The following is a 22,642-nucleotide window of genomic DNA, read 5'->3' as shown; positions in this document are numbered from 1 at the left end:
ATTGTGAGTGAGTCGCGAGAGCTGACTCGGCTCACGAACCCAAGACCTGCGCACGCACCTTCGGGTAGTGCGCGCCCGTAAGCGATGAGTTAGGACCACGATGGCGACGTACGCAATCGTCAAGACCGGCGGCAAGCAGTACAAGGTCGCCGTCGGTGACATAGTCAAGGTCGAGAAGTTGGAGATCGAGGCCGGCGGTTCCGTCACGCTGCCCGTGGCGCTCGTCGTCGACGGAGCCAATGTCACCACCGACGCCAAGGCGCTGGAGAAGGTCGCCGTCACCGGTGAGGTGCTCGAGCACACCAAGGGCCCCAAGATCCGCATTCATAAGTTCAAGAACAAGACCGGCTACCACAAGCGGCAGGGGCACCGTCAGCAGCTGACGGTCCTCAAGGTCACCGGCATCAAGTAAGACGGGAGCAGCACATGGCACACAAGAAGGGCGCTTCCAGCTCACGCAACGGTCGTGACTCAGCCGCACAGCGGCTTGGCGTCAAGCGTTTCGGTGGTCAGGTCGTCAACGCGGGCGAAATCATCGTCCGTCAGCGCGGCACCCACTTCCATCCCGGCACTAACGTCGGCCGTGGTGGCGATGACACGCTGTTCGCGCTGGCGGCCGGCGCCGTCCAGTTCGGCGTGAAGCGCGGTCGCAAGACCGTCAACATCGTTCCGGCTGACGCCTGATTTTCCGAGGACCACGCCTGCGATAGTGAAGCTGCTGCGAGTTCTCGGTAGGGATTGAACACTCGCACCAGCTTCACACTTCACAGGAAGGTCGTCCGATGCCCCGGTTCGTCGACCGCGTTGTCATTCACACCCGCGCGGGATCCGGCGGTAACGGTTGCGCTTCGGTGCACCGGGAGAAGTTCAAGCCTCTCGGTGGACCCGACGGCGGCAACGGCGGACGCGGCGGCAGCATCGTGCTGGTCGTCGATCCTCAGGTCCACACACTGCTGGACTTCCACTTTCATCCTCACGTTGTCGCACCCTCCGGAAAGCAGGGTGCGGGCAGCAATCGTGACGGCGCCGCGGGCAACGACCTGGAAGTCAAAGTGCCCGATGGCACGGTCGTCCTCGACGAGCAAGGCCGGTTGCTGGCCGATCTCGTCGGCCCCGGCACCCGCTTCGAAGCCGCCGCCGGCGGACGCGGCGGTCTCGGTAACGCGGCCTTGGCTTCTCGCGCACGCAAGGCACCTGGCTTCGCCCTCCTCGGTGAGAAAGGCGAAGAGCGTGATCTGACGCTCGAGCTCAAGACCGTCGCCGACGTCGGGCTGGTCGGTTTCCCGTCGGCGGGTAAATCGTCGCTGGTGTCGGCCATCTCGGCGGCCAAGCCGAAGATCGCCGACTACCCGTTCACCACGCTGGCGCCGAACCTCGGCGTGGTCTCCGCGGGTGAGCACACCTTCACCGTCGCCGATGTCCCCGGTCTGATCCCCGGCGCCTCCGAAGGCCGTGGTCTCGGCCTGGACTTCCTGCGGCACATCGAGCGCTGCGCGGTGCTGGTGCACGTGGTCGACTGCGCCACGCTGGAACCCGGGCGCGACCCGATCTCCGATATCGACGCACTCGAGGCCGAGCTTGCGGCGTATCAGCCGACGCTGCAGGGTGATTCGACCCTCGGCGACCTCGCCGAACGGCCCCGCGCCGTGGTGCTCAACAAGATCGATGTACCAGAAGCCAAAGAGCTCGCCGACTTCGTTCGCGACGAGATCGCCGAACGCGGCTGGCCGGTGTTCGAAGTGTCGACGGTGGCGCGGATCGGCTTGCGCCAGTTGACCTTTGCGCTGTGGGACATGGTGGCGGCCTATCGGGCTGCGCAACCGGTGCTGGCCCCTCGACGGCCGGTCATCCGGCCGATCCCGGTGGACGAGAAATCGTTCTCGGTGCAGCCGGACGGCCAGGGGGGATTCGTCGTACGCGGTGTGCGTCCCGAGCGGTGGATCTCGCAGACCAACTTCGACAACGACGAAGCCGTCGGCTATCTGGGCGACCGGCTGGCGCGCCTCGGTGTCGAAGACGAGTTGCTCAAGCTCGGCGCTCGCGCCGGCTGCGCGGTGACCATCGGCGACATGACCTTCGATTGGGAACCGCAAACACCGGCGGGTGTGGACGTGGTGCCCACCGGCCGCGGCACCGACATTCGTCTCGAGCGCAGTGACCGCGTGGGGGCCGACGAGCGCAAGGCGGCACGGAAGGCGCGCAGGGAACACAGCGACCCCGGCGACGACCAGTGAGTGTGCACCGCGACGCCGTCCGGACCGCACGCAGCATCGTCGTCAAGATCGGCACCACCGCTCTGACCACCCCCACCGGGGTTTTCGACGCGAGCCGGCTGCAGTACCTGGTCGACGCCATCGAGCGGCGGATGAAGGCCGGGTCAGATGTGGTGATCGTGTCCTCGGGCGCCATCGCGGCCGGCATCGAACCACTCGGATTGCCGCGCAGGCCAACGGATCTGGCCACCAAGCAGGCCGCCGCCAGCGTCGGTCAGGTGGCCCTGGTCAATTCGTGGAGTGCGGCGTTTCACCGCTATGACCGCACCGTCGGGCAGGTCCTGCTCACCGCGCACGACATCTCGATGCGGGTGCAGCACACCAACGCCCAGCGGACGCTGGATCGACTGCGCTCGCTGCACGCCGTGGCGATCGTCAACGAGAACGACACCGTGGCCACCAACGAAATCCGGTTCGGTGACAACGACAGGCTCTCGGCCCTGGTGGCGCACCTGGTGGGCGCCGACGCGCTGGTGCTGCTGTCCGATATCGACGGTCTCTACGATTCCGACCCCCGCAAATCCGATGCGCGGTTCATCCCCGAGGTGTCGGGTCCCGATGATCTGGACGGTGTGACCGCCGGGCGCGGCAGCCATCTGGGCACCGGGGGAATGGCCTCGAAACTGTCGTCGGCTCTGCTGGCGGCCGACGCCGGGGTGCCGGTGTTGTTGGCCGCGGCCGCCAACGCCGCGGAGGCCCTGTCGGATGCGTCGGTGGGGACGGTGTTCGCGCCGCGGCCCACCCGGATGTCGGCGCGCCGGTTCTGGGTGCGTTATGCCGCCGAGGCTGCGGGCAGTCTCTCGCTGGATGCCGGCGCGGTGCGGGCTGTGCTGCAGCATCGCCGCTCCCTGCTGCCCGCCGGGATCACCGCGTTGTCGGGCCGCTTCTTCGGCGGCGACGTGGTGGAATTGAAAGGCCCCGGCGGTGAAGTGGTGGCGCGTGGTGTGGTCGCCTACGACGCCACGGAGTTGTCGACGATGATGGGTCGCTCCACCTCGGAGTTGCCCGTCGAGATGCGCCGCCCCGCAGTCCACGCCGACGACCTAGTGGCCGTCTGATCTGCCCTGCTCTGCTCTGCTCCTGGGCGCGAGCGCGCGTGTCTGTACGCGACACTCCGAGCCGCTGCGTACAAAGACGCGCGCTCACGCCGAGGTGAGATACAGCGAGGCCCAGATGATCTGGGTGATGGCCTCGACGAGCCGGCCGTCGTAGTCCTCGGACCGACCGGGCAGGTTCTGCTGACAGGTGCGCTCGACCATCCAGGTCAGTGAGCTCGCCGTCGCCTCCGCCGGCAGGTCCTGCCGGATGGTCCCGGCGGTTTGGCCGTCCTCGATCACCTGGGTCACCTGCCCGGCGATCGCGGTGAGCAGCTCTCGATAGGTATTCGACACCTGCGCGTCGTAGCCGGCCATCTCGCTGAGCGCGACCAACAACGGCTGGTGGCGACGGTAACCGGCGACGATCCCGGTGATGGCGGCACGGACGTCGGCCGGGTCGCGCCGCGCGGCCACACTCCACCATCGTTGGGCGCTGTCGGCGAGCTCGCCCAACACCTGGCCGGCCAGCCGGCGCAGCAGGTGGCCCTTGTCCTCGAAGTAGATGTAGAAGCTGGCCCGGGAGATGCCGGCCTCGGTGGCCAGCCGGTCGACGCTGAGCTCGGTGAAGCTGGCGCCTTCGTTCATCAGGCGGTCCGTGGCCGCCAGCAGGTCGCGTTCGATCTGCTCGCGCCGCTCCTGCCGCTTGGCCTGCGGCTTACGGGTCACCGACGGCATGCCCGGAAGCGTACCCAAGCCGCGCACGTATTGACTAGGCACACTGTCTAGACCTATCGTCACGGCATGACTGTGCCCTCGATCACACCCGAGTCGGTTCGCTCCTACGACCCGATCGATCTGTCTTCCCGTACGTTCTGGTCCACCACCGCCGCCGACCGGGAGCTCTCCTTCGCCGAGCTGCGGGCGCAGCGGCCCGTGAGCTGGCATCCGCCGGTGCAGGACGCGCTCATGCACGACCCGTCCGACCGCGGCTACTGGGCGGTGACCAGGCATGCCGACATCGTGGCCGTCAGCCGCAACAGTGAGGTGTTCCTGTCCGGCAAAGGCGTGCTGTTCGAGAACATCCCGGAAGAACTGCTGGAGGCGTCGCAGTCCTTTCTGGCGATGGATGCACCGCGCCACACCATGATCCGCAAGGTGGTGCACGCGGCGTTCACACCGCGGCAGGTGCGCCGCATCGAGGACTCGATCAAGGCCAACGCGGCGGCGATCGTCGGCGAACTCGCCAGTGCCGGAAGCGGTGTCGACTTCGTAGAACACTGCGCCAAAGAACTGCCGATACGCACCCTGTCCGACATGGTGGGCATCCCCGAATCCGAACGTCAGCGCGTCGCCCGGGCCGCCGACGCACTGGTGTCGTGGGCCGACCCGGTGTACCTGGCCGGCCGCAACCCGCTGGAGGTACTGCTGGAGAACCAGATGTACCTGCATCAGGTGGCCGGAGAACTGGCGGCGCAGCGGCGCGCCGACCCCGGCGATGACCTGATCAGCAGCCTGGTGCACGCCGAGGTGGACGGCGATTCCCTCACCGATGCCGAGGTGTCGGCGTTCTTCGTGCTACTGGCCGTTGCCGGCAACGACACCACCCGCCAGACCACCAGCCACGCGCTCAAAGCACTCACTGACTTCGAGGATCAGCGGGCCTGGCTGTTGGAGGATCTCGACGCCCGCATCGGCGGTGCCGTCGAGGAGTTCATCCGCTGGGCCAGCCCGGTTATGACGTTCCGCCGCACGGCTGCAACGGATTTCGAGCTCGGCGGTCAGACGGTGCGGGCGGGGGAGAAGGTGGTGATGTTCTATCCGTCGGGAAACTGGGACACCGAGGTGTTCGACGATCCGGGCCGGCTGCAGCTCGGCCGCCACCCGAACCCGCATCTGGGTTTCGGCGGAGGCGGCAGGCACTTCTGCCTCGGCGCACACGTCGCCCGGGCGCAGCTGCGGGCCTTGTTCACCGAACTGCTGGGCACGCTGCCCACCATCACCGCCGGTGAACCCGCATTTGTGCCCGGCAACTTCGTCCACGCCATCCGCACGATGCCGGCGATTTGGGCGCGCGCGTAACCGCTCAGCGGTTACGCGCGCGCCCAAATCACACGGAGACGGCCGGGGACAGCTCGTCGAGCAGCAGCACCAACATCTCCGAGCAGCCGTTGTCGACCTTGACGTCGGCCAGGTCGTCGCCGCGGGTGGGCCCGCGATTGATGACGGCCACCGGCATGCCGTGAGCAGCGGCGTGCCGGACGAATCGGTACCCGGAAAAGACGGTCAGCGACGACCCCGCGACCAGTAGCACGTCGGCGTCGTCGACCAACGAATACGCCTGCGCCACACGGTCCTTGGGCACACTCTCGCCGAAGTAGACGATGTCGGGTTTGAGCATCCCCGAACACCGCGGACAGTCCAGGTACCGGAATTCGTCGGTGTCGGTCACCGTCGCGTCGGCGTCCGGGGCCACCGCGATGCCACCGAGCCGCTCCGCACGCTCGACGAATCCGGGGTTGAGTGCTTCCAGCTCATCGGCCAGCTCGGCGCGCGTCATGGTGTAGCCGCAGGCCAGGCACACCACCTGGGCGTAGGTGCCGTGCAGATTCACCACAGTGCGGCTGCCGGCCTTGGTGTGCAGCAGGTCGACGTTCTGGGTGATCAGGCCGGTGACCACCCCGGCGCGTTCCAGTGCGGCCAGCGCCCGGTGACCCGCATTGGGCATGGTGTCGTCCATGTGGCGCCAGCCCACGTGATTGCGGGCCCAATACCGTTGCCGAAACGCCGGATCGGAGGTGAACTGGCGGATGGTCATCGGATTGCTCGGCGGGGAGTCCGGCCCGCGGTAGTCCGGGATGCCCGAATCGGTGGACATACCGGCGCCGGTGAGCACGGCCACCCGCCGGCGGGTCAGCAGGGCGACGAGCTCAGGTGCTTCCACTCCATCGAGAATAAGCGTCACTTCAGGCAGTGCGCCGCATCGACCAACTCTGCGCGCATATTGCTCTCCATCATCTTCAGCGCGGCCCGCCCCAGCTCGGCGTCGATGTGCGCGACACAATCCTGTGCCACCACCAACTCGAAGTGCCGGACATACGCGTCCAGGGCGCTGTAGAGGATGCACTGCTCGGTGACCTGACCAGTGAGGATCACCCGGTGGACGCCCAGCTGGGTCAGCAGGTACCCCAGCGAGGTGGCGTAGAACGCGCTGTGGCGCACCTTCATCAGGAAGCGGCAGTCATCGCTGGGGACGATGGGCCGCACCAGGTCGGGACGGGCGCCTTCGAGTGCTGCAGACACGAGGCCGGCGTGATCCGCGGTGAAGTCGCCGTAGTTGTCGTTGACGTAGATCAGATCGGCGTCGTCACTGCGCCGGGTCTCGGCGATCAGCGCGGCGATCGGGTCGACGATGGGTTCGACGTTCGGGATCAGCTTCTCGGCGTCGGGGTGCTCATAGGCGTTGAGCATGTCGATGACGAGGACAGCAGTTTCGGCCATGCCGGGTCTTTACCCGGTTATACGTAGTCCACCCACCACTGATGCAACTCGGCGAGATCACTGCCTTGGGCGATGCCCAGCATCAGGTCGGAGCTCTTGGTCCACATGATGTCGGGCGTGCCCTCGTAGGTTCCGCAGGCCACCCAGCCCTCCACCTGATCGGGGGTGGAGTCGTAATCCCAGGTGCCCGGGGAGTCGGCGCCGCCGGGGCACTGCTGCAGGGTGTCCTCGTCATTGCTCTGCCGGAACGCCTCGTCGAGCGCCTCCACCGTGGGAAACAGTGAGTAGGTCGCGGTGGCGGGCCCACCCGGGTTGGTGTTCTGCCCGCACTCGACGGTCGCCAGCGCACCGGAGACCGGCGGTCGCAGGGGTTCGCAGGATGCGTACCCGGACGGCACCACCCCCAGCAGACGGCGCAGGGCGGGGGAGACCGTCGCGTGGGGTGGCACGCGCACTTCGGTCCTGGGGACCGAGGTGACCGTCCGGGTGATCGTCTGGGTGGCCATCATCGCGCTCGCGGGCTCCCGCAAGGTCCAGGTGGTCACCACCGCGGCCACCAGCACCGCGACCCCGGCCAGGGCGCCGGCCACCACCCAGCCGCGCCTCTTGGGGCGCACCACGGGCTGCTGGGGCGCGGTCACCGTGAACATCCCGTCGGTGACCCCGGCCGCGTGTGCCGCCGCGCGCGCCAACTCGCCCGCGGTGGCGAACCGGTCACCGGGTTGTTTGGCCATGCCGCGCGCCACCACCGCATCGAGTGCCGGCGGCAGGCCGGGCAGCAGTGCGCTGGGCCGCGGTGGGGGTTCCATCAGATGGGAGGTGATGAGCACGCTCACGCTGTCGGCGCGGAACGGCTTGGTGCCGGTCAGACATTCGAACAGCACGCAGGCCAGCGCATAGACGTCGGCCTGGTAGGTCACCTCCGCGCTGGTGAAGCGTTCCGGTGCCATGTAGGCGAATGTGCCGATGGCCGTGCCCTGTTCGGTGAGCGTGTCATCGGTGGCCCCGTGAGCGATGCCGAAATCCACCAGATAGGCGAAATCATCGGCGGTGACGAGGATGTTCTCGGGTTTCACGTCGCGGTGGGTCACGCCTGCGGCATGCGCGGCGTCCAGGGCCGAGGCGATCTGCCGCACGATCGCCACCGCACGCGCCGGTGGCATCGGCCCGTCCCGGTTCAGCACCGAACGCAGGTCGACGCCGTCGATGAGGCGCATGTCGACGTACAACTGGCCGTCGACTTCACCGAAGTCGTGTATCGGAACCACATGCGGCTCTTGGAGTTTGCCCGCAGAACGCGCCTCCCGCTCGAGTCGCTTGCGGAACGTGTCGTTGTGCGAGAGTTCGGCGGGCAGCAGCTTCAAGGCCACCGTGCGGTCCTTCACGGTGTCATGAGCCTGGTAAACCTCACCCATTCCGCCACGACCGATCAGGCGGGTCAGCTGATAGGGACCCACCCGCGAGCCCACCCGCGTCGCGTCACTCATGGCCGACGCCCAGGCGGAAGGTGAACGTGTAGTCGCAGATCCGGATCAGGTCACCGTCGGCCAGGGTGGCACTGCCGCGCACCCGTGTGTGCTGGACCTCGATCCCGTTGGCCGAGCGCAGATCACTGAGCACATAACTGGTCCCGGTGTCGATCACCGCGGCGTGGTGGCGGCTCACCAGAGCGCTGGACAACACGATGTCGTTGTCGTCGAGCCGGCCGATCCGGGTCGCGACGGCGCGCAACGGGTACTGCCGTCCCGACGGGTCCTCCAGATACGCCGCCACGGATTCCGCCGACACGGCAGTGCGCTGCTCGAGTTGGGTCACGCTACCCACTGCGGCGGTCGTGGCCGCGCCCTTGGCGTCCAGGGGTTCCTGACGCAGGATCTTCTGGTGCAGCGCCCGCAGGGACGGGCCGGGATCGATGCCCAGCTCATCGGCCAGGGCGCTCTTGAGCCGCCCGTAGGTCTCGAGCGCGTCGCTTTGCCGCTCGGTGAGGTAGTAGGCGCTGATCAGCTGGGCCCACAGCGGTTCCCGGTACGGATGCTCGGCGGTCAGGGTCTCCAGGTCGGCGATCACGTCGCGGGCCCGCCCGCACACGATCTCGGCCTCGGCGAAAGCGGTGGCGGCCATCAGGCGGTCCTCGGTCAGTGCGGTGGCCAGCCCGTCGACGAAGCCAAAATCCTGCAGGTCTTCGAGCACGGGCCCACGCCACTCAGCCAGCGCCGCGGCCAGGTGCCGGCTGGCCAGGCTGAACTCCCCGGCCGCCGCCGCGCGTACGCCGGCGGCTTTCTCAGCGGCGAATCTGCCCAGGTCGAGTGCGGTCTCGGCGATGGTGAGCCGGTAGCCGGGCGGCGCGCTGGCCAGCGCGGCGTCCTCGGTCGGCAGCAGCTTGCGCAGATTGGACACATAGGAGTGCAGGCTCGCCCGCGCACCGGACGGGGGGTCATCCGGCCAGGCCGCGGCCAGCAGCGACTCGACCGCCACGGGCCGATTGCGGTTCATCAGCAACATCGCGAGCACCGCTCGCTGCTTGGGGGTGCCCAGCGCGACCGGGGTGCCGTCGAGGGTGATCTGCAGCGGGCCGAGCACACCGAACTGCGCAGATCTGCCCGTCATCACGCGTGTCCGTGTCCTTTGCCGTCGCCGCCGCTGTGCCCCCTGATTGTGCCGTGTGGCCGCGGCCGATGAGCGAACCGGGCGTGGATTTCATCGCTGCGTGGGCGCGAGATCGCCGGAATCGCCGGATCGGTGGCCATACTTCGGGGCACGGCGGGGAACAATGACACGGTGATGGACTTCTACAGCGCCTACCACCACGGATTCGTTCGGGTCGCCGCCTGCACCCTGCACACCACGATCGCCGACCCAGGCACCAACGCCGAGGCGGTGCTGCAGACCGCACGCGAATGCCACGACGACGGCGTCGGGCTCGCCGTGTTCCCCGAACTCACCCTGACGGGATACTCCATCGAGGACATCCTCTTGCAGGACACGCTGCTCGACGTGGTGGAAGACGCGCTGCGCGACGTCATCGCCGCGTCCGCCGACCTGCTGCCGGTACTGGTGGTGGGTGCACCCCTGCGCTACCGACACCGGATCTACAACTGCGCGGTGGTGATTCACCGTGGCGCCGTGCTCGGTGTGGCGCCGAAGTCCTATCTGCCGACCTACCGCGAGTTCTACGAACGACGACAGATCGCCCCGGGCGACGACATCCGCGGCGAGATCACCTTCAGCGGAGTGACGGCGCCGTTCGGTCCGGACCTGCTGTTCGACGCCTCCGATGTGCCCGGCTTCGTTCTGCACGTCGAAGTGTGTGAGGACATGTGGGTCCCGGTTCCGCCCAGCGCGCAGGCAGCGTTGGCGGGCGCCACCGTGCTGGCCAACCTGTCCGGTAGCCCGATCACCATCGGCCGCGCCGATGACCGCAAGCTGCTGGCCCGCTCGGCATCCTCACGCTGTCTGTCCGCCTACGTCTACGCCGCGGCCGGTGAGGGCGAGTCCACCACCGACCTGGCGTGGGACGGCCAGACCATGATCTACGAGAACGGGGTGCTGCTCGCGGAATCGGAGCGTTTCCCGAAAGGGGCGCAGCGCAGCGTCGCCGACGTCGACGTCGATCTGCTGGTCGCGGAGCGGTTGCGGATGGGCACCTTCGACGACAACCGGCGCCACCATGCGGCGTCGGTGGACGGGTTCCGGCGCATCGAGTTCACCCTCGACCCGCCGGCCGGCGACATCGGCCTCAAACGCAGTATCGAGCGTTTCCCGTTCGTACCGTCGGATGCCGCACGCCTGCAACAGGATTGCTACGAGGCCTACAACATCCAGGTGTCCGGACTGGAACAGCGACTGCGGGCGCTGAACTACCCGAAGGTGGTCATCGGCGTCTCCGGCGGGCTGGACTCCACCCACGCGTTGATCGTCGCCGCCAGGGCGATGGACCGCGAGGGGCGGCCACGCAGCGACATCCTGGCCTTCACCCTGCCCGGATTCGCCACTGGCGACCGCACCAAAGGCAACGCGATCGCGTTGAGCAACGCGCTGGGGGTGACGTTCGAGGAGATCGACATCCGCGACACCGCCAAGCTGATGCTCACCGAGATGGGGCATCCGTTCGGCCGCGGTGAGAAGGTCTACGACGTCACCTTCGAGAACGTGCAGGCCGGGTTGCGCACCGACTACCTGTTCCGGATGGCCAACCAGCGTGGCGGCATCGTGCTGGGCACCGGTGATCTGTCCGAGCTGGCGCTGGGCTGGTCCACCTACGGGGTGGGCGATCAGATGTCGCATTACAACGTCAACGGCGGCGTCCCGAAGACGTTGATCCAGCATCTCATTCGCTGGGTCATCTCCTCGGGTCAGTTCGACGACGACGTCGACCGGGTCCTGCAGTCGGTGCTCGACACCGAGATCAGCCCCGAGCTGGTGCCCGTCGGCGAGGACGAGGAGATCCAGAGCAGCGAAAGCAAAGTCGGACCGTATGTGCTGCAGGACTTTTCGCTGTTCCAGGTGCTGCGGTACGGGTTCCGGCCGTCGAAGGTGGCGTTCCTGGCCTGGCATGCCTGGCATGACGCCGAACTCGGCCACTGGCCGCTGGGGTATCCGCTGGACAAGCGGCCGCAATTCTCGCTGTCCGAGATCCGGCACTGGATGCAGGTGTTCGTGCAGCGGTTCTATTCCTTCAGCCAGTTCAAGCGGTCGGCGCTGCCCAACGGGCCGAAAGTCTCTGCCGGGGGCGCGCTCTCACCGCGCGGCGACTGGCGGGCCCCGTCGGACATGTCGGCCCGCATCTGGCTCGACGAGATCGAACGCGAGGTACCCGCCGAGTAAGCGGGCCGGCCCCGTGTTTTGGGCCGGTCGACGAGCCCGAGGGACGAGGGGGAGAGAGGGCCGGCCCCATGTTTCGGGCCGGTCGACGAGCCCGAGGGACGAGGGGGAGAGAGGGCCGGCCCCGTGTTCGGGACCCGCTAGGCTGGCGCGGTCCCCGGGAACGAAAGGTCATTCGGTATGAGTGAGCAGGTCCGCTATGTGTTGGATGAGTCGGAACTGCCGACCCATTGGTACAACATCGTCGCCGACCTCCCCACGCCGCCGCCTCCGCCTCTGCACCCCGGCACCCACGAACCGGTCGGACCCGATGATCTCGCGGCGCTGTTCCCGCCGGAGCTGATCGCCCAGGAGGTCAGCGCCGAGCGCTACATCGAGATCCCGGAACCGGTGCGCCAGGTCTACCGGCAGTACCGGCCGTCCCCGCTGGTGCGCGCCCGCCAGTGGGAGAAGGCGCTGGGCACCCAGGCCCGCATCTACTACAAGTACGAGGGTGTCTCGCCGGCCGGCTCGCACAAGACCAATACCTCTGTGCCGCAGGTGTATTACAACGCCCTGCACGGCACCACCCGGCTCACCACCGAAACCGGGGCCGGGCAGTGGGGCACCGCACTGGCGTATGCCTGCGCGCTGTTCGGGCTCGAGTGTGAGGTGTGGCAGGTCGGTGCGTCCTTCGACGGCAAGCCGCAGCGGCGCACCCTGATCGAGGTGTTCGGCGGCACGGTGCACCGGTCACCGAGCCGGCTCACCGAGTTCGGCCGCACCCTGGCCCAGGACCATCCCGGCTCGCTCGGCATCGCCATCTCCGAGGCCGTCGAGGTCGCCGCCCAGGATGAGGCCACCAAGTACGCGCTGGGGTCGGTGCTCAACCATGTCCTGCTGCACCAGACCGTCATCGGCGAGGAGGCCCTCAAGCAGCTGGCCCTGGCCGGCGAGTCCGGCGCCGATCTGGTGATCGGCTGCGCCGGGGGCGGTTCCAACCTGGCCGGGCTGACGTTCCCGTTCCTGCGCGAGAAGCTGGCAGGCACGCAGTCGCCCCGGCTGCTGGCGGTCGAGCCCGCGTCGTGCCCGTCGTTGACGCGCGGTGAATACCGTTACGACTTCGGCGACACCGGCGGCATGACCCCGCTGATGAAGATGTACACCCTGGGCCACGACTTCGTGCCCTCGCCGATTCATGCCGGCGGGCTGCGCTATCACGCGATGGCGCCGCTGGTGTCGCATGTGGTGGCCGAGGGCCTGCTCGAGGCCGTCGCGTTGCCGCAGAGTGAATGCTTCGACACGGCAATGCAATTCGCCCGGACCGAGGGCATCGTGCCGGCTCCGGAGTCGGCGCACGCGCTGGCGCAGGCGCGGCGGGCGGCCGCAGAGGGCGGCGAGCAGGTGATCGTGATAGGCCTGTCCGGGCACGGCCTGCTGGAACTCGGCGCCTACGACGCCTACCTCTCCGGTGGGCTCTCCGATGATCCGCTGTCCGAGGATGCGCTGCAGACGGCGCTGGCCGGCGTTGTGCAGCTGTGATGGGTGAGAACGCCGAGCTTGCGCCCGGGGCTGTTGCGGCGCGCGTTCAGCAGCCCGCAGTGCAATCTCGAGAACTCATTTAGAGCCGGCCGTCCACCCGCAGCTGCGGATGCACCCACTCCGGGGAACGCCGGGCCTTGAACGCCCGGAATCCCTCGACGGCTTCGTCGCCGCTGTAGCTGGCCTTCATCCCGATGCGGTCGAACAGGCCCATGTAGTTGTCCAGGCTCGACTTCACCACCGACCGGGCCTTCGGGGCGGTGCGACAGCACTGCGCCAGGACTTCGCGGGCGGCGGACGGCAGGTCGTCGTGCGCCACCACGCGCGCCACCATGCCCCAGTCGACGGCTTCGTGCGCGTCGAGGGTGCGGCCGGTGAACATCAGGTCGCGGGTGCGCACGGGCCCGATCATCCGCGCCAGCATCTGGCTGTAGTAGGTATCGGCGATTCCTCGGTACAGCTCCGGCACCCGGAACGTGGCGCGGTCGCTGACCACCGCCATATCGCTGCACATCGCGATCTGCAGACCGCCGCCCTGACACAGCCCGTTGACCGCCGACACCACCGGTTTCACCGACTGCCGCAGCGTTTCGAACGGAGTGACGTCCATGGACAACGCCGAACCGAAAGTCAGCCAGTTGTCCGAGCCGTCTCCGCCGCCGAGGTCGCCGCCGGGGGCGAACACGTCGCCGGTGCCGGTGATCAGCAGCCCCGCCAGGCTGTCGTCGGCTTCCACCAGCCCCACGGCGTAACGGATCCCGAAGTACATCGCCGGGGTCATCGCGTTGCGGGCCTGCGGCCGGTCGAGGGTGACGACGGCGAACGGTCCCTCGCGTTCGAAGCGCAGGTATTCGGTGCCCAGCCAATCGCCTTCAGGAGGTCGCGGGGTGCTCATGAGTGCTGACTATAACCACAACGGTATGGGTTTCAGTCGCGCGCCAGCGCATCCTCGATGGTCTCGTCATTCGGCGCGCAATCACCGGCGCCGGGTACCAACGTCGCCAACGCGCCCGCCGCGCAGGCCCGCCGCAGAGCGTGATAGCGGTCCGCCAGCCAGCCCGCCGCCAGCACCCCGGCGAATACATCACCCGCGCCGGTGGTGTCGACCGCTTCGACCGCCGGCGCCGGCACTTCGAACTCCTGGTCCTCGCCGATGTAGGTGGCACCACGCCCGCCACGGGTGATCACCAGATGGGCAACGGGCCACTGCCAGTGCTGGTACTCGGATTCGTTGACGATCACCACATCGGTGGCCGCGGCCAGTTCGGCCAGTCCATGCGGGTCGGCTCCGGCAGGTGAGGCATTGACGACCACCGTTGCGCCCGCGGCCTTGGCCACCCGCGCCGCCACCAGCGCCGTGGGCAACGGGATCTCGAGCTGCAGCAGCACGATATCGGCGTCGGCGACCAGGTCGCGCAGGTGGGGCGAGTCCAGTGTCAGATGACCGTTGGTACCCGGGGCCACGACGATCATGTTCTCGCCGTCGGCGTCGACGACGATGGCGGCCGTTCCGCTGGGGCCCGGCAATGTGACCACACCCTCGAGCCCAACGTCGTTGGCGGCCAGGTGCTCTCGTAGGTGCTCGCCGTTGGCGTCCGGGCCGATCGCGGCGATCAACTGCACCTCGGCCCCGGCGCGCGACGCTGCGATGGCCTGGTTACCGCCCTTGCCGCCGGGCACCAACCGCACCCCCGACCCCAACACCGTCTCCCCGGGCCGGGGCAAGGCGGCCACGTCGAACACCACGTCCATGTTGACGCTGCCGACCACGGTCAAGCGGCTCATGCCGTCACCGAGAAGGGTTGCGGCAACGGGGCCCGGCCGGTCAGCGCGCGCAACACGACCTCCCCGTGACCCATCGCCACCGCGATCCGCGCGCCCAGCGACGCGGAAACCCGCAAGGCCTCACCCGGTGGGGCGAAGTCCAGCCCGGTGGCATCAGCGATGTCGAAACCATGCACGGTCAGCTCGAAGATGCGCGTCGGTAGGTAGGCGAACAACCGCATACCCGCGCCCCCCAGGACCGCGATGAGCTCGTCCCCACGTCCGTCGAGTTTTCGCAGAGCCTCGGCCACCATCGCGTCGACCGCGTCGGCCGGCTGCTGTCCCAGGCCGGCGCCGGCCTGGCGACCCCGCTCCAGGACCGCCGCCCCCTCGGTCGCCGCGACGTCGGCCGCCATCCGGTAGTACTCCTCGGGCCCATCGATGTCGACCTGCTCAGCGGGTGAATCGAGGTAGGTGATGACGGTGGCCAGTGACCGCGAGGTGTGGCCGACCAGGGCGCGCAGATCCCATTCGCCCAACCCCGGGCCGTCGAACCGGTCGACAGGAATCCGGCGCACCTGATCGGCGAAGCTCCGGGCTGCGGAAGCGTAGGCGGCAACCACATCCTCTTGGTTCATGCCGACAGAATCTACCGCCGCATCGCCCCCTGCCGGGGTGCGGTCGGCCAATCCGTGTCCGGCCCGATAAGCTGGGCTAATGAGTCTGGAGGCACCGACGCTCACAGGACTGCGCGACACCGTGCACGACGCCGCCAAACACGCCCGCGTAGCGGCCCGCGTGCTGGGCACGCTGTCCACCGTGGCCAAGGATCGGGCACTGCACGCCGCCGCCGATGCGGTGCTGGCCAACAGCGCGGCGATCATCGCCGCCAACGCCCAGGATCTCGACGCCGCCCGAGCTGCCGGAACCGCCGCCGCGATGCTGGACCGGCTGGCCCTCAACCCGCAGCGCATCGACGGTATCGCCGCGGGTCTGCGCCAGGTGGCGGGGCTACCCGATCCGGTCGGTGAGGTGCTGCGCGGACGTACCCTGCCCAACGGGCTGCGGTTACGCCAGCAGCGGGTGCCGCTCGGTGTGGTGGGCATCGTCTACGAAGGCCGCCCGAATGTCACCGTCGACGCCTTCGGCCTGACCCTCAAGAGCGGCAATGCTGTTCTGCTGCGCGGTAGTTCGTCGGCAGCGCACTCCAACGCCGCGCTGGTGTCGGTGCTACGGGAGGCGCTGGTCGGAGAAGGGTTACCCGCCGATGCGGTGCAGCTGCTGCCCAGCGAGGACCGCGCCTCGGTCACCCATCTGATCCAGGCCAGGGGCCTGGTCGACGTGGTGATCCCGCGCGGCGGGGCGGGCCTGATCAACGCCGTGGTGCGCGACGCGCTGGTACCCACCATCGAAACCGGGGTCGGCAACTGCCACGTCTTCGTGCACGGGGCAGCGGATCTCGATGTGGCAGAACGCATTCTGCTCAACGCCAAGACCCGCCGGCCGAGTGTGTGCAATGCCGCCGAAACCCTGTTGGTGGACTCCGCGGTCGCCGGACACGCCCTGCCCCGGCTGGTGAGTGCGTTGCAGAACGCTGGTGTGACCATCCACGCCGACCCCTCCGAGGAAGAGCTGCGCGCGGAGTTCCTGTCGATGGACATCGCCGTCGCCGTCGTCGACGGGGTGGACGGGGCGATCGCGCACATCAATGAATACGGCACCGGGCACACCGAAGCCATCGTCACCACTGATCTTGCTGCGGCGCAACGGTTCACCGATCAGGTGGACGCCGCCGCGGTGATGGTCAACGCGTCGACGTCGTTCACCGACGGTGAGCAGTTCGGGTTCGGCGCCGAGATCGGTATCTCCACCCAGAAGTTGCACGCCCGTGGCCCGATGGGCCTGCCCGAACTGACCTCGACCAAGTGGATCGTCTGGGGAGACGGACAGATCCGACCCGCCTAGGAGCCTCATTGAGTACACCCGCTCGTTCCGTCCCGCTGTTCGCCGATATCGACGACGTGGCCCGGAAGCTGGCCGAAACCGGCTACCTGCCCGACACCGCCACCGCCACGGCGGTGTTCCTCGCCGACCGGCTGGGCAAGCCGCTGCTGGTGGAGGGGCCCGCGGGTGTCGGCAAGACCGAATTGGCCCGCGCGGTAGCACAATCCACGGGCGCGGAGCTGGTGCGGTTGCAATGTTACGAGGGGGTCGACGAGGCCCGGGCGCTCTACGAGTGGAACCACGCCAAGCAGATCCTGCGCATCCAATCCGGATCGGGCGACTGGGATCAGACTCGTGACGACGTGTTCAGCGAGGAGTTCCTGCTGTCGCGGCCGCTGCTGACGGCCATCCGGCGCACCGACCCGACGGTGCTGCTGATCGACGAAACCGACAAGGCCGACATCGAGATCGAAGGCCTGCTGCTCGAGGTGCTCTCCGACTTCGCCGTCACCGTCCCCGAACTGGGCACCATCACGGCCGAGCGCAAACCCTTCGTCGTGCTGACCTCGAACGCCACCCGCGAACTGTCCGAAGCGCTCAAGCGTCGCTGCCTGTTCCTGCACATCGATTTCCCCGACCCCGACCTGGAACGGCGCATCCTGCTGTCCCGGGTGCCCGAACTGCCCGAGAAGATGGCCGAGGAACTGGTGCGCATCATCGGGGTGCTGCGCGGGATGCAGCTCAAAAAGGTGCCCTCGGTCGCCGAGACCATCGACTGGGGCCGCACGGTGCTGGCGCTGGGCATGGACACCATCGACGACGCCACCATTGCCGCCACCCTCGGTGTGGTCCTGAAACACCAGTCCGATCAGCAGAAGGCCTCCGGGGAACTGAGACTGAACTGATGGCCGCCCGACGAATCAGCCCACCACAGCCCCTGGCGCCCCACGGGCTGCCGGGCCACCTCGTCGATTTCGTCGAGGCGCTGCGCAGATCGGGTATCGCCGTCGGGCCGTCGGAGACCGTTGACGCCGGCCAGGTGCTGGCCACCCTCGGCCTGGGCGACCGGGAGGTGCTGCGCGAAGGTCTGGCGTGCGCGGTGCTGCGGCGGGCGGATCACCGCGAGACCTATGACGCCATGTTCGACCTGTGGTGGCCGGCGGCGCTGGGGGACCGGACGGTGGTGGAGCCCGAGGACGGGCCAGCGGACACCCCTCCGCAACTGCCGCCCGAGGACGTCGAGGCCATGCGCGGCATGCTGCTGGAGCTACTCAACAACAACGAGGACCTGGCCAACCTGGATCAACGACTGGCGGCGATGATCGCCCAGATCGTCGAGGCCTACGGCAAGTACAACTCCAGCCGCGGACCGTCGTACTCGTCGTATCAGACCCTGCGGGCGATGGCCCTGGACGAGCTGGAGGGCAAGCTGCTGGCCGGTCTGCTGGCCGGCTACGGCGAACAGCCCACGCCGTCGCAGGAGGAGATCGCCAAATCTCTTGCTGCACAGCGCATCAACCAGATCCGCAAGATGGTGGAGTCCGAGACCAAACGGCGTACGGCCGAGCAGCTCGGTCGTGACCACGTGCAGATGTACGGTATCCCGCAGCTCAGCGAGAACGTCGAGTTCCTGCGCGCCTCGGGCGACCAGTTGCGCTCGATGCGCCGGGTCGTGGCACCCCTGGCCCGCACCCTGGCCACCCGGCTGGCCGCCAAGCGTCGCCGTCACCGCGCCGGACAGATCGATCTGCGCAAGACGCTGCGCAAGTCGATGTCCACCGGCGGCGTGCCCATCGATGTGGTGTTGCGCAAGCCCCGCCCCGCCCGCCCGGAACTGGTGGTGTTGTGCGACGTGTCCGGGTCGGTGGCCGGGTTCAGCCACTTCACCCTGCTGCTGGTGCATGCTCTTCGTCAGCAGTTCTCCCGCGTGCGCGTCTTCGCCTTCATCGACACCACCGACGAAGTGACCCACATGTTCGGTCCCGAAGCCGACCTGGCCATCGCCGTGCAGCGCATCACCCGCGAAGCGGGGGTGTACACCCGGGACGGACACAGCGACTACGGGCACGCCTTCAGCTCGTTCACCGAGCAGTTCCCGAATGTGCTCTCCCCGCGCAGCTCGCTGCTCGTCCTGGGCGACGGCCGCACCAACTACCGCAATCCGGCCACCGACATCCTGGCGCACATGGTGTCGGCGTCGCGGCACGCGCACTGGCTCAATCCCGAGCCCAGGCACCTGTGGGGCAGTGGCGACTCGGCGGTCCCGCGCTACGAAGAGGTCATCACCATGCACGAGTGCCGCTCGGCCAAACAGCTCGCCTCGGTGATCGACCAGCTCCTGCCGGTGTGACCTTGCGCCGAAACTCACGTCTGGGCCCTTTTGTCCGAGTAGCCGCCGGCAAAACGTCGGTCTCGGCACCGTCGACGCTGCCGTAAGCTGCCTATTCGTGACTCGACGCAGGCTGGGTGTGATGGGTGGGACGTTCGATCCCATCCACAACGGTCACCTGGTGGCCGCCAGCGAGGTGGCCGACCTGTTCGGCCTCGACGAGGTGGTGTTCGTCCCCACCGGTCAGCCCTGGCAGAAGGCCGGCCGCCACGTCACCCCCGCTGAGGACCGCTACCTGATGACCGTGATCGCGACGGCGTCCAACCCCCGGTTCTCGGTCAGCCGCGTCGACATCGACCGCGGCGGCAAGACCTATACCAAGGACACCCTGCGTGACCTCCAGGCCCTCAACCCCGACACCGACCTGTACTTCATCACCGGCGCCGATGCGCTGGCATCGATCCTGTCCTGGCAGAACTGGGAAGATCTGTTCTCGATGGCCCGCTTCGTCGGAGTGAGCCGCCCCGGTTTCGAACTGGACGGCAAACACATCGAGGCGGCCCGTTCGGAGCTGCCCTCCGATGCCCTCTCACTGGTCGAGATTCCCGCGCTGGCGATCTCGTCGACCGACTGCCGGGACCGCGCCGAGCGGTCCCGCCCGATCTGGTACCTGGTGCCCGACGGGGTGGTGCAGTACGTGTCCAAGCGCGACCTGTACCGGGACCCCACGCAACAGCCCACCGCACACGGCCGCAGCCTGGCCAAGACGACGAATCAGGAGATTTCGTGACCGCCTCCGACGAAGCCCTCGCGATGGCAGAGGTCGCCGCCCGAGCCGCGGCGGCCAAGATCGCCGAAGACGTCATCGTGATCGACGTGTCCGGGCAGCTGGTGATCACCGACTGCTTTGTCATCGCCTCCGGCTCCAACGACCGTCAGGTCAACGCCATCGTCGACGAGGTGGAAGAAAAGATGCGCCTGGCCGGGTACAAGCCTGCCCGTCGCGAGGGCACCCGGGAAGGACGCTGGGTGCTGCTGGACTACGTCGACATCGTGGTGCACGTGCAGCACCGCGACGAGCGGGACTTCTACGCCCTGGACCGGCTCTGGAAGGACTGCCCGGTGATCCCGGTGAACCTCGACGACGTGGCCGTCGATGCCGAGGGCGGCCAATGAGCACCCCCGCACGGCGCATCCGCCGGCTGGTGATGCTGCGCCACGGTCAGACCGAATGGAACGCAGGCAGCCGCATGCAAGGCCAGATCGACACCGATCTGACCGACCTGGGTCGCACACAGGCGGTAGCCGCGGCGGAGGTGCTGGCCAAACGGCAGCCGCTGCTGATCGTGTCGTCGGATCTGCGTCGCGCCTTCGACACCGCCGCGGCACTGGGGGAGCGCACCGGACTGGCCGTCGGTGTGGACACCAGGCTGCGGGAGACTCATCTCGGTGACTGGCAAGGGCTCAACCACCTCGAAGTGGACGCCATGGCGCCGGGTGCCCGGCTGGCGTGGCGCGATGACGCGCGCTGGGCTCCCCACGGCGGGGAAAGCCGGGTCGACGTCGCCGCCCGCAGCCTGCCGGTGGTCACCGAACTCGTTGCCAGTCAGCCGGACTGGGGCTCCGAAGCCGACGGTACCGATGCCGACCGGCCGGTGGTGCTGGTGGCCCACGGTGGTCTGATCGCCGCGTTGACGGCCGCGGTGCTCGACATCCCGGTGGACAACTGGCCGATCCTCGGTGGCATGGGCAACGCGAGTTGGGTTCAGCTGTCCGGGCATTCGGCCTTCGAGGCGGCACCCGAGGACGTCAAGTGGCGACTCGACGTGTGGAACGCCTCGGCGCAGGTCGCCAATGATGTCCTCTGACCGGCAGCCCACGCTGCTGGTCTTCGCCGACTCGCTGGCCTATTACGGCCCGACCGGCGGTCTGCCCTCCGATGATCCCAGGATCTGGCCCAATCTTGTTGCCGATGCCCTGGGTTGGCGGCTGGAGCTGATCGGCCGGATCGGCTGGACGTGCCGCGATGTCTGGTGGGCGGCCACCCAGGACCCGCGCTCCTGGGCGGCGCTGCCGCAGGCGGGTGCGGTGATCTTCGCCACCGGCGGCATGGATTCGCTGCCCTCACCGTTGCCGACCGCGTTGCGGGAACTGATCCGCTACGTGCGCCCGCCGTGGTTGCGGCGCTGGGTGCGCGACGGCTACGGCTGGGTGCAGCCCCGACTGTCGCCGTACGCGCGGGCCGCGCTGCCGCCCGCGCTGTCGGTCGAGTATCTCGAGATGACCCGCGGCGCCATCGATTTCAATCGGCCCGGTATACCGATGGTGGCCTCGTTGCCGAGTGTGCACATCGCCGAGACCTACGGTAGGGCCCATCACGGCCGTTCCGGCACCGTCGCCGCGCTCACCGCATGGGCCGGCGAGCACGACATTCCGCTGGTCGATCTCAAAGACGCTGTGGCCGAGCACATCTTCGCGGGACGAGGCAACCCGGACGGGATCCACTGGAACTTCGAAGGGCACCGTGCCGTCGCCGACCTGATGCTCGAGGCGCTGGCCGCGGCAGGTGTCGCCGCCCCGCAGTCCGGCAGGTGAGATGACCGTCATCATCGTCACCGACTCCTCGGCGCGGATTCCCCGGGAGCTGGTCGAAGCCAACGACATTCGAGTGGTGCCCCTGCACATCCTGGTCGACGAACAGGACCTGCGCGACGGGGTGGACGAGGTACCGGACGACGTCCACGACCACGCGGCTTCCACGGCGGGGGCGACGCCGGCCGAGCTGCGTGCCGCCTACTCGCGCGCGTGGGAGGACAGCGGCGGGGACGGGGTGCTGGCGGTGCACATCTCGGCAGCATTGTCGAGCACCGTCACCGCCGCTGCGCAGGCTGCCGCGGAGTTCGGCGGACGCGTTCGGGTGATCGATTCACGTTCTGCGGCAATGGGTATCGGCTTTGTCGCGCTGGCGGCGGCGCGCACCGCGGCCACCGGTGCAGACCTCGATGCGGTGGGGGTGGCCGCCGAGTCGGCGGTACGCCAGAGCCACGGGTTCATCGTGGTGCACCGGCTGGACAATCTGCGCCGCAGCGGACGTATCGGTGGTGCCGCGGCGTGGCTGGGCACCGCGTTGTCGCTCAAACCGCTGCTGCGCATCGACGACGGTAAACTCGTTCTGGCGCAACGGGTCCGCACTGCGTCCAAGGCCGTGATGGCGATGCAGGACCGGGTGTGCGAGCTGGTGGGCGAGCACACGGCCTCGATCGCCGTCCATCACGTGGCCGACCCCGCGGCCGCCGACGAGCTGGCCGCCGCCCTGCAGTCGCGGCTGCCGGCCTGCGAGGCGCCGATCGTCACCGACCTCGGCCCGGTGCTGGCATTGCATGTCGGCGCAGGCGCGCTGGCCGTCGTCGTGTCTTTGTGAATTGCGGAGTTCGGAAGCCGCTGAACTCCCCGAA

23 protein-coding genes are annotated in these 22,642 nt (G+C 68.3%); 15 read left to right on the top strand and 8 right to left on the bottom strand.

The window, feature by feature from the left end; all coding sequences use genetic code 11:
• Positions 1–100 precede the first annotated feature (100 nt).
• The 4 genes from rplU to proB all read left to right on the top strand — a co-directional run bounded on the left by rplU (position 101) and on the right by proB (position 3,331).
• Positions 101–412, top strand: a complete 312-nt coding sequence (gene rplU, locus NL241_RS24240; protein WP_487686902.1) for a 50S ribosomal protein L21 — start codon at positions 101–103, stop codon at positions 410–412.
• Positions 413–426: 14 nt separating this feature from the next.
• The gene (gene rpmA / locus NL241_RS24235) at positions 427–684 is read left to right on the top strand and encodes a 50S ribosomal protein L27 (RefSeq protein ID WP_487686905.1); all 258 of its coding nucleotides are present in this window, start codon (positions 427–429) and stop codon (positions 682–684) included.
• 98 nt (positions 685–782) lie between these two features.
• Complete coding sequence (obgE, locus tag NL241_RS24230; protein WP_487686907.1) at positions 783–2,234, top strand: GTPase ObgE; 1,452 nt, start codon at positions 783–785, stop codon at positions 2,232–2,234.
• On the top strand, positions 2,231–3,331 hold the full coding sequence (proB, locus tag NL241_RS24225) for a glutamate 5-kinase (RefSeq protein WP_487686909.1): 1,101 nt from the start codon (positions 2,231–2,233) through the stop codon (positions 3,329–3,331). Before obgE ends, proB begins: the two co-directional genes overlap by 4 nt.
• 84 nt (positions 3,332–3,415) lie before the next feature.
• Here proB and NL241_RS24220 read toward each other — a convergent pair whose 3' ends face one another.
• The gene (locus NL241_RS24220; RefSeq protein ID WP_494395271.1) at positions 3,416–4,045 is read right to left on the bottom strand and encodes a TetR/AcrR family transcriptional regulator; all 630 of its coding nucleotides are present in this window, start codon (positions 4,043–4,045) and stop codon (positions 3,416–3,418) included.
• Between the two features lie 66 nt (positions 4,046–4,111).
• Between NL241_RS24220 and NL241_RS24215 the strand changes: the two genes are divergently transcribed.
• Positions 4,112–5,389 carry a cytochrome P450 gene (locus NL241_RS24215; protein ID WP_494395270.1) on the top strand — a complete coding sequence of 426 codons (1,278 nt, stop codon included), beginning with the start codon at positions 4,112–4,114 and terminating at the stop codon, positions 5,387–5,389.
• Between the two features lie 28 nt (positions 5,390–5,417).
• Here NL241_RS24215 and NL241_RS24210 read toward each other — a convergent pair whose 3' ends face one another.
• From NL241_RS24210 to NL241_RS24195, 4 genes are read right to left on the bottom strand one after another with little or no spacing between them, the layout of a single operon-like run.
• Positions 5,418–6,251, bottom strand: coding sequence for an NAD-dependent protein deacetylase (locus NL241_RS24210; protein ID WP_487686915.1), 834 nt, complete (start codon positions 6,249–6,251; stop codon positions 5,418–5,420).
• Between the two features lie 17 nt (positions 6,252–6,268).
• Complete coding sequence (locus tag NL241_RS24205) at positions 6,269–6,808, bottom strand: cysteine hydrolase family protein (RefSeq protein WP_487686917.1); 540 nt, start codon at positions 6,806–6,808, stop codon at positions 6,269–6,271.
• Between the two features lie 17 nt (positions 6,809–6,825).
• Positions 6,826–8,295 (bottom strand): serine/threonine-protein kinase, encoded by a 1,470-nt coding sequence (locus NL241_RS24200; RefSeq protein ID WP_494395269.1) that lies wholly within the window; start codon positions 8,293–8,295, stop codon positions 6,826–6,828.
• The gene (locus tag NL241_RS24195; protein ID WP_494395268.1) at positions 8,288–9,415 is read right to left on the bottom strand and encodes a BTAD domain-containing putative transcriptional regulator; all 1,128 of its coding nucleotides are present in this window, start codon (positions 9,413–9,415) and stop codon (positions 8,288–8,290) included. The genes NL241_RS24200 and NL241_RS24195 overlap by 8 nt, the downstream gene beginning before the upstream one ends.
• Before the next feature lie 174 nt (positions 9,416–9,589).
• On the opposite strand from NL241_RS24195, the gene NL241_RS24190 reads away from it, so the two are divergent.
• Positions 9,590–11,632 (top strand): NAD(+) synthase, encoded by a 2,043-nt coding sequence (locus NL241_RS24190; protein ID WP_487686924.1) that lies wholly within the window; start codon positions 9,590–9,592, stop codon positions 11,630–11,632.
• Positions 11,633–11,809: 177 nt separating this feature from the next.
• Positions 11,810–13,150 (top strand): TrpB-like pyridoxal phosphate-dependent enzyme, encoded by a 1,341-nt coding sequence (locus tag NL241_RS24185; protein ID WP_487686927.1) that lies wholly within the window; start codon positions 11,810–11,812, stop codon positions 13,148–13,150.
• A 79-nt stretch (positions 13,151–13,229) separates the two neighbouring features.
• Here NL241_RS24185 and NL241_RS24180 read toward each other — a convergent pair whose 3' ends face one another.
• From NL241_RS24180 to NL241_RS24170, 3 genes are read right to left on the bottom strand one after another with little or no spacing between them, the layout of a single operon-like run.
• Complete coding sequence (locus NL241_RS24180) at positions 13,230–14,045, bottom strand: enoyl-CoA hydratase/isomerase family protein (RefSeq protein ID WP_487686929.1); 816 nt, start codon at positions 14,043–14,045, stop codon at positions 13,230–13,232.
• A 32-nt stretch (positions 14,046–14,077) separates the two neighbouring features.
• Positions 14,078–14,935, bottom strand: coding sequence for a ribokinase (locus NL241_RS24175; RefSeq protein WP_487686932.1), 858 nt, complete (start codon positions 14,933–14,935; stop codon positions 14,078–14,080).
• Entirely contained in the window at positions 14,932–15,552 is a 621-nt protein-coding gene (locus tag NL241_RS24170) for a maleylpyruvate isomerase N-terminal domain-containing protein (RefSeq protein ID WP_494395267.1), read from the bottom strand. The genes NL241_RS24175 and NL241_RS24170 overlap by 4 nt, the downstream gene beginning before the upstream one ends.
• Positions 15,553–15,631: 79 nt before the next feature.
• Between NL241_RS24170 and NL241_RS24165 the strand changes: the two genes are divergently transcribed.
• The 8 genes from NL241_RS24165 (at position 15,632) to NL241_RS24130 (ending at position 22,608) form a co-directional block, all read left to right on the top strand.
• Entirely contained in the window at positions 15,632–16,879 is a 1,248-nt protein-coding gene (locus NL241_RS24165) for a glutamate-5-semialdehyde dehydrogenase (RefSeq protein WP_487686937.1), read from the top strand.
• Positions 16,880–16,887: 8 nt separating this feature from the next.
• Positions 16,888–17,763 (top strand): AAA family ATPase, encoded by an 876-nt coding sequence (locus NL241_RS24160; RefSeq protein WP_487686939.1) that lies wholly within the window; start codon positions 16,888–16,890, stop codon positions 17,761–17,763.
• Positions 17,763–19,208 (top strand): vWA domain-containing protein, encoded by a 1,446-nt coding sequence (locus tag NL241_RS24155; RefSeq protein WP_494395266.1) that lies wholly within the window; start codon positions 17,763–17,765, stop codon positions 19,206–19,208. Before NL241_RS24160 ends, NL241_RS24155 begins: the two co-directional genes overlap by 1 nt.
• Before the next feature lie 121 nt (positions 19,209–19,329).
• The gene (nadD, locus tag NL241_RS24150) at positions 19,330–19,977 is read left to right on the top strand and encodes a nicotinate-nucleotide adenylyltransferase (RefSeq protein WP_487688078.1); all 648 of its coding nucleotides are present in this window, start codon (positions 19,330–19,332) and stop codon (positions 19,975–19,977) included.
• Positions 19,974–20,363 (top strand): ribosome silencing factor, encoded by a 390-nt coding sequence (gene rsfS / locus NL241_RS24145; protein WP_487686943.1) that lies wholly within the window; start codon positions 19,974–19,976, stop codon positions 20,361–20,363. Before nadD ends, rsfS begins: the two co-directional genes overlap by 4 nt.
• Complete coding sequence (gene gpgP / locus NL241_RS24140; RefSeq protein WP_494395265.1) at positions 20,360–21,055, top strand: glucosyl-3-phosphoglycerate phosphatase; 696 nt, start codon at positions 20,360–20,362, stop codon at positions 21,053–21,055. The genes rsfS and gpgP overlap by 4 nt, the downstream gene beginning before the upstream one ends.
• Positions 21,045–21,782, top strand: coding sequence for a diglucosylglycerate octanoyltransferase (gene octT / locus NL241_RS24135; RefSeq protein ID WP_487686947.1), 738 nt, complete (start codon positions 21,045–21,047; stop codon positions 21,780–21,782). The genes gpgP and octT overlap by 11 nt, the downstream gene beginning before the upstream one ends.
• A 1-nt stretch (position 21,783) precedes the next feature.
• Positions 21,784–22,608 (top strand): DegV family protein, encoded by an 825-nt coding sequence (locus NL241_RS24130; protein WP_487686950.1) that lies wholly within the window; start codon positions 21,784–21,786, stop codon positions 22,606–22,608.
• Positions 22,609–22,642 lie beyond the last annotated feature (34 nt).

Source organism: Mycolicibacterium sp. SMGY-1XX (assembly GCF_059132455.1).
Note: the sequence above shows the minus strand (reverse complement) of the source record. Positions and strands in the feature narration are given on the sequence as shown.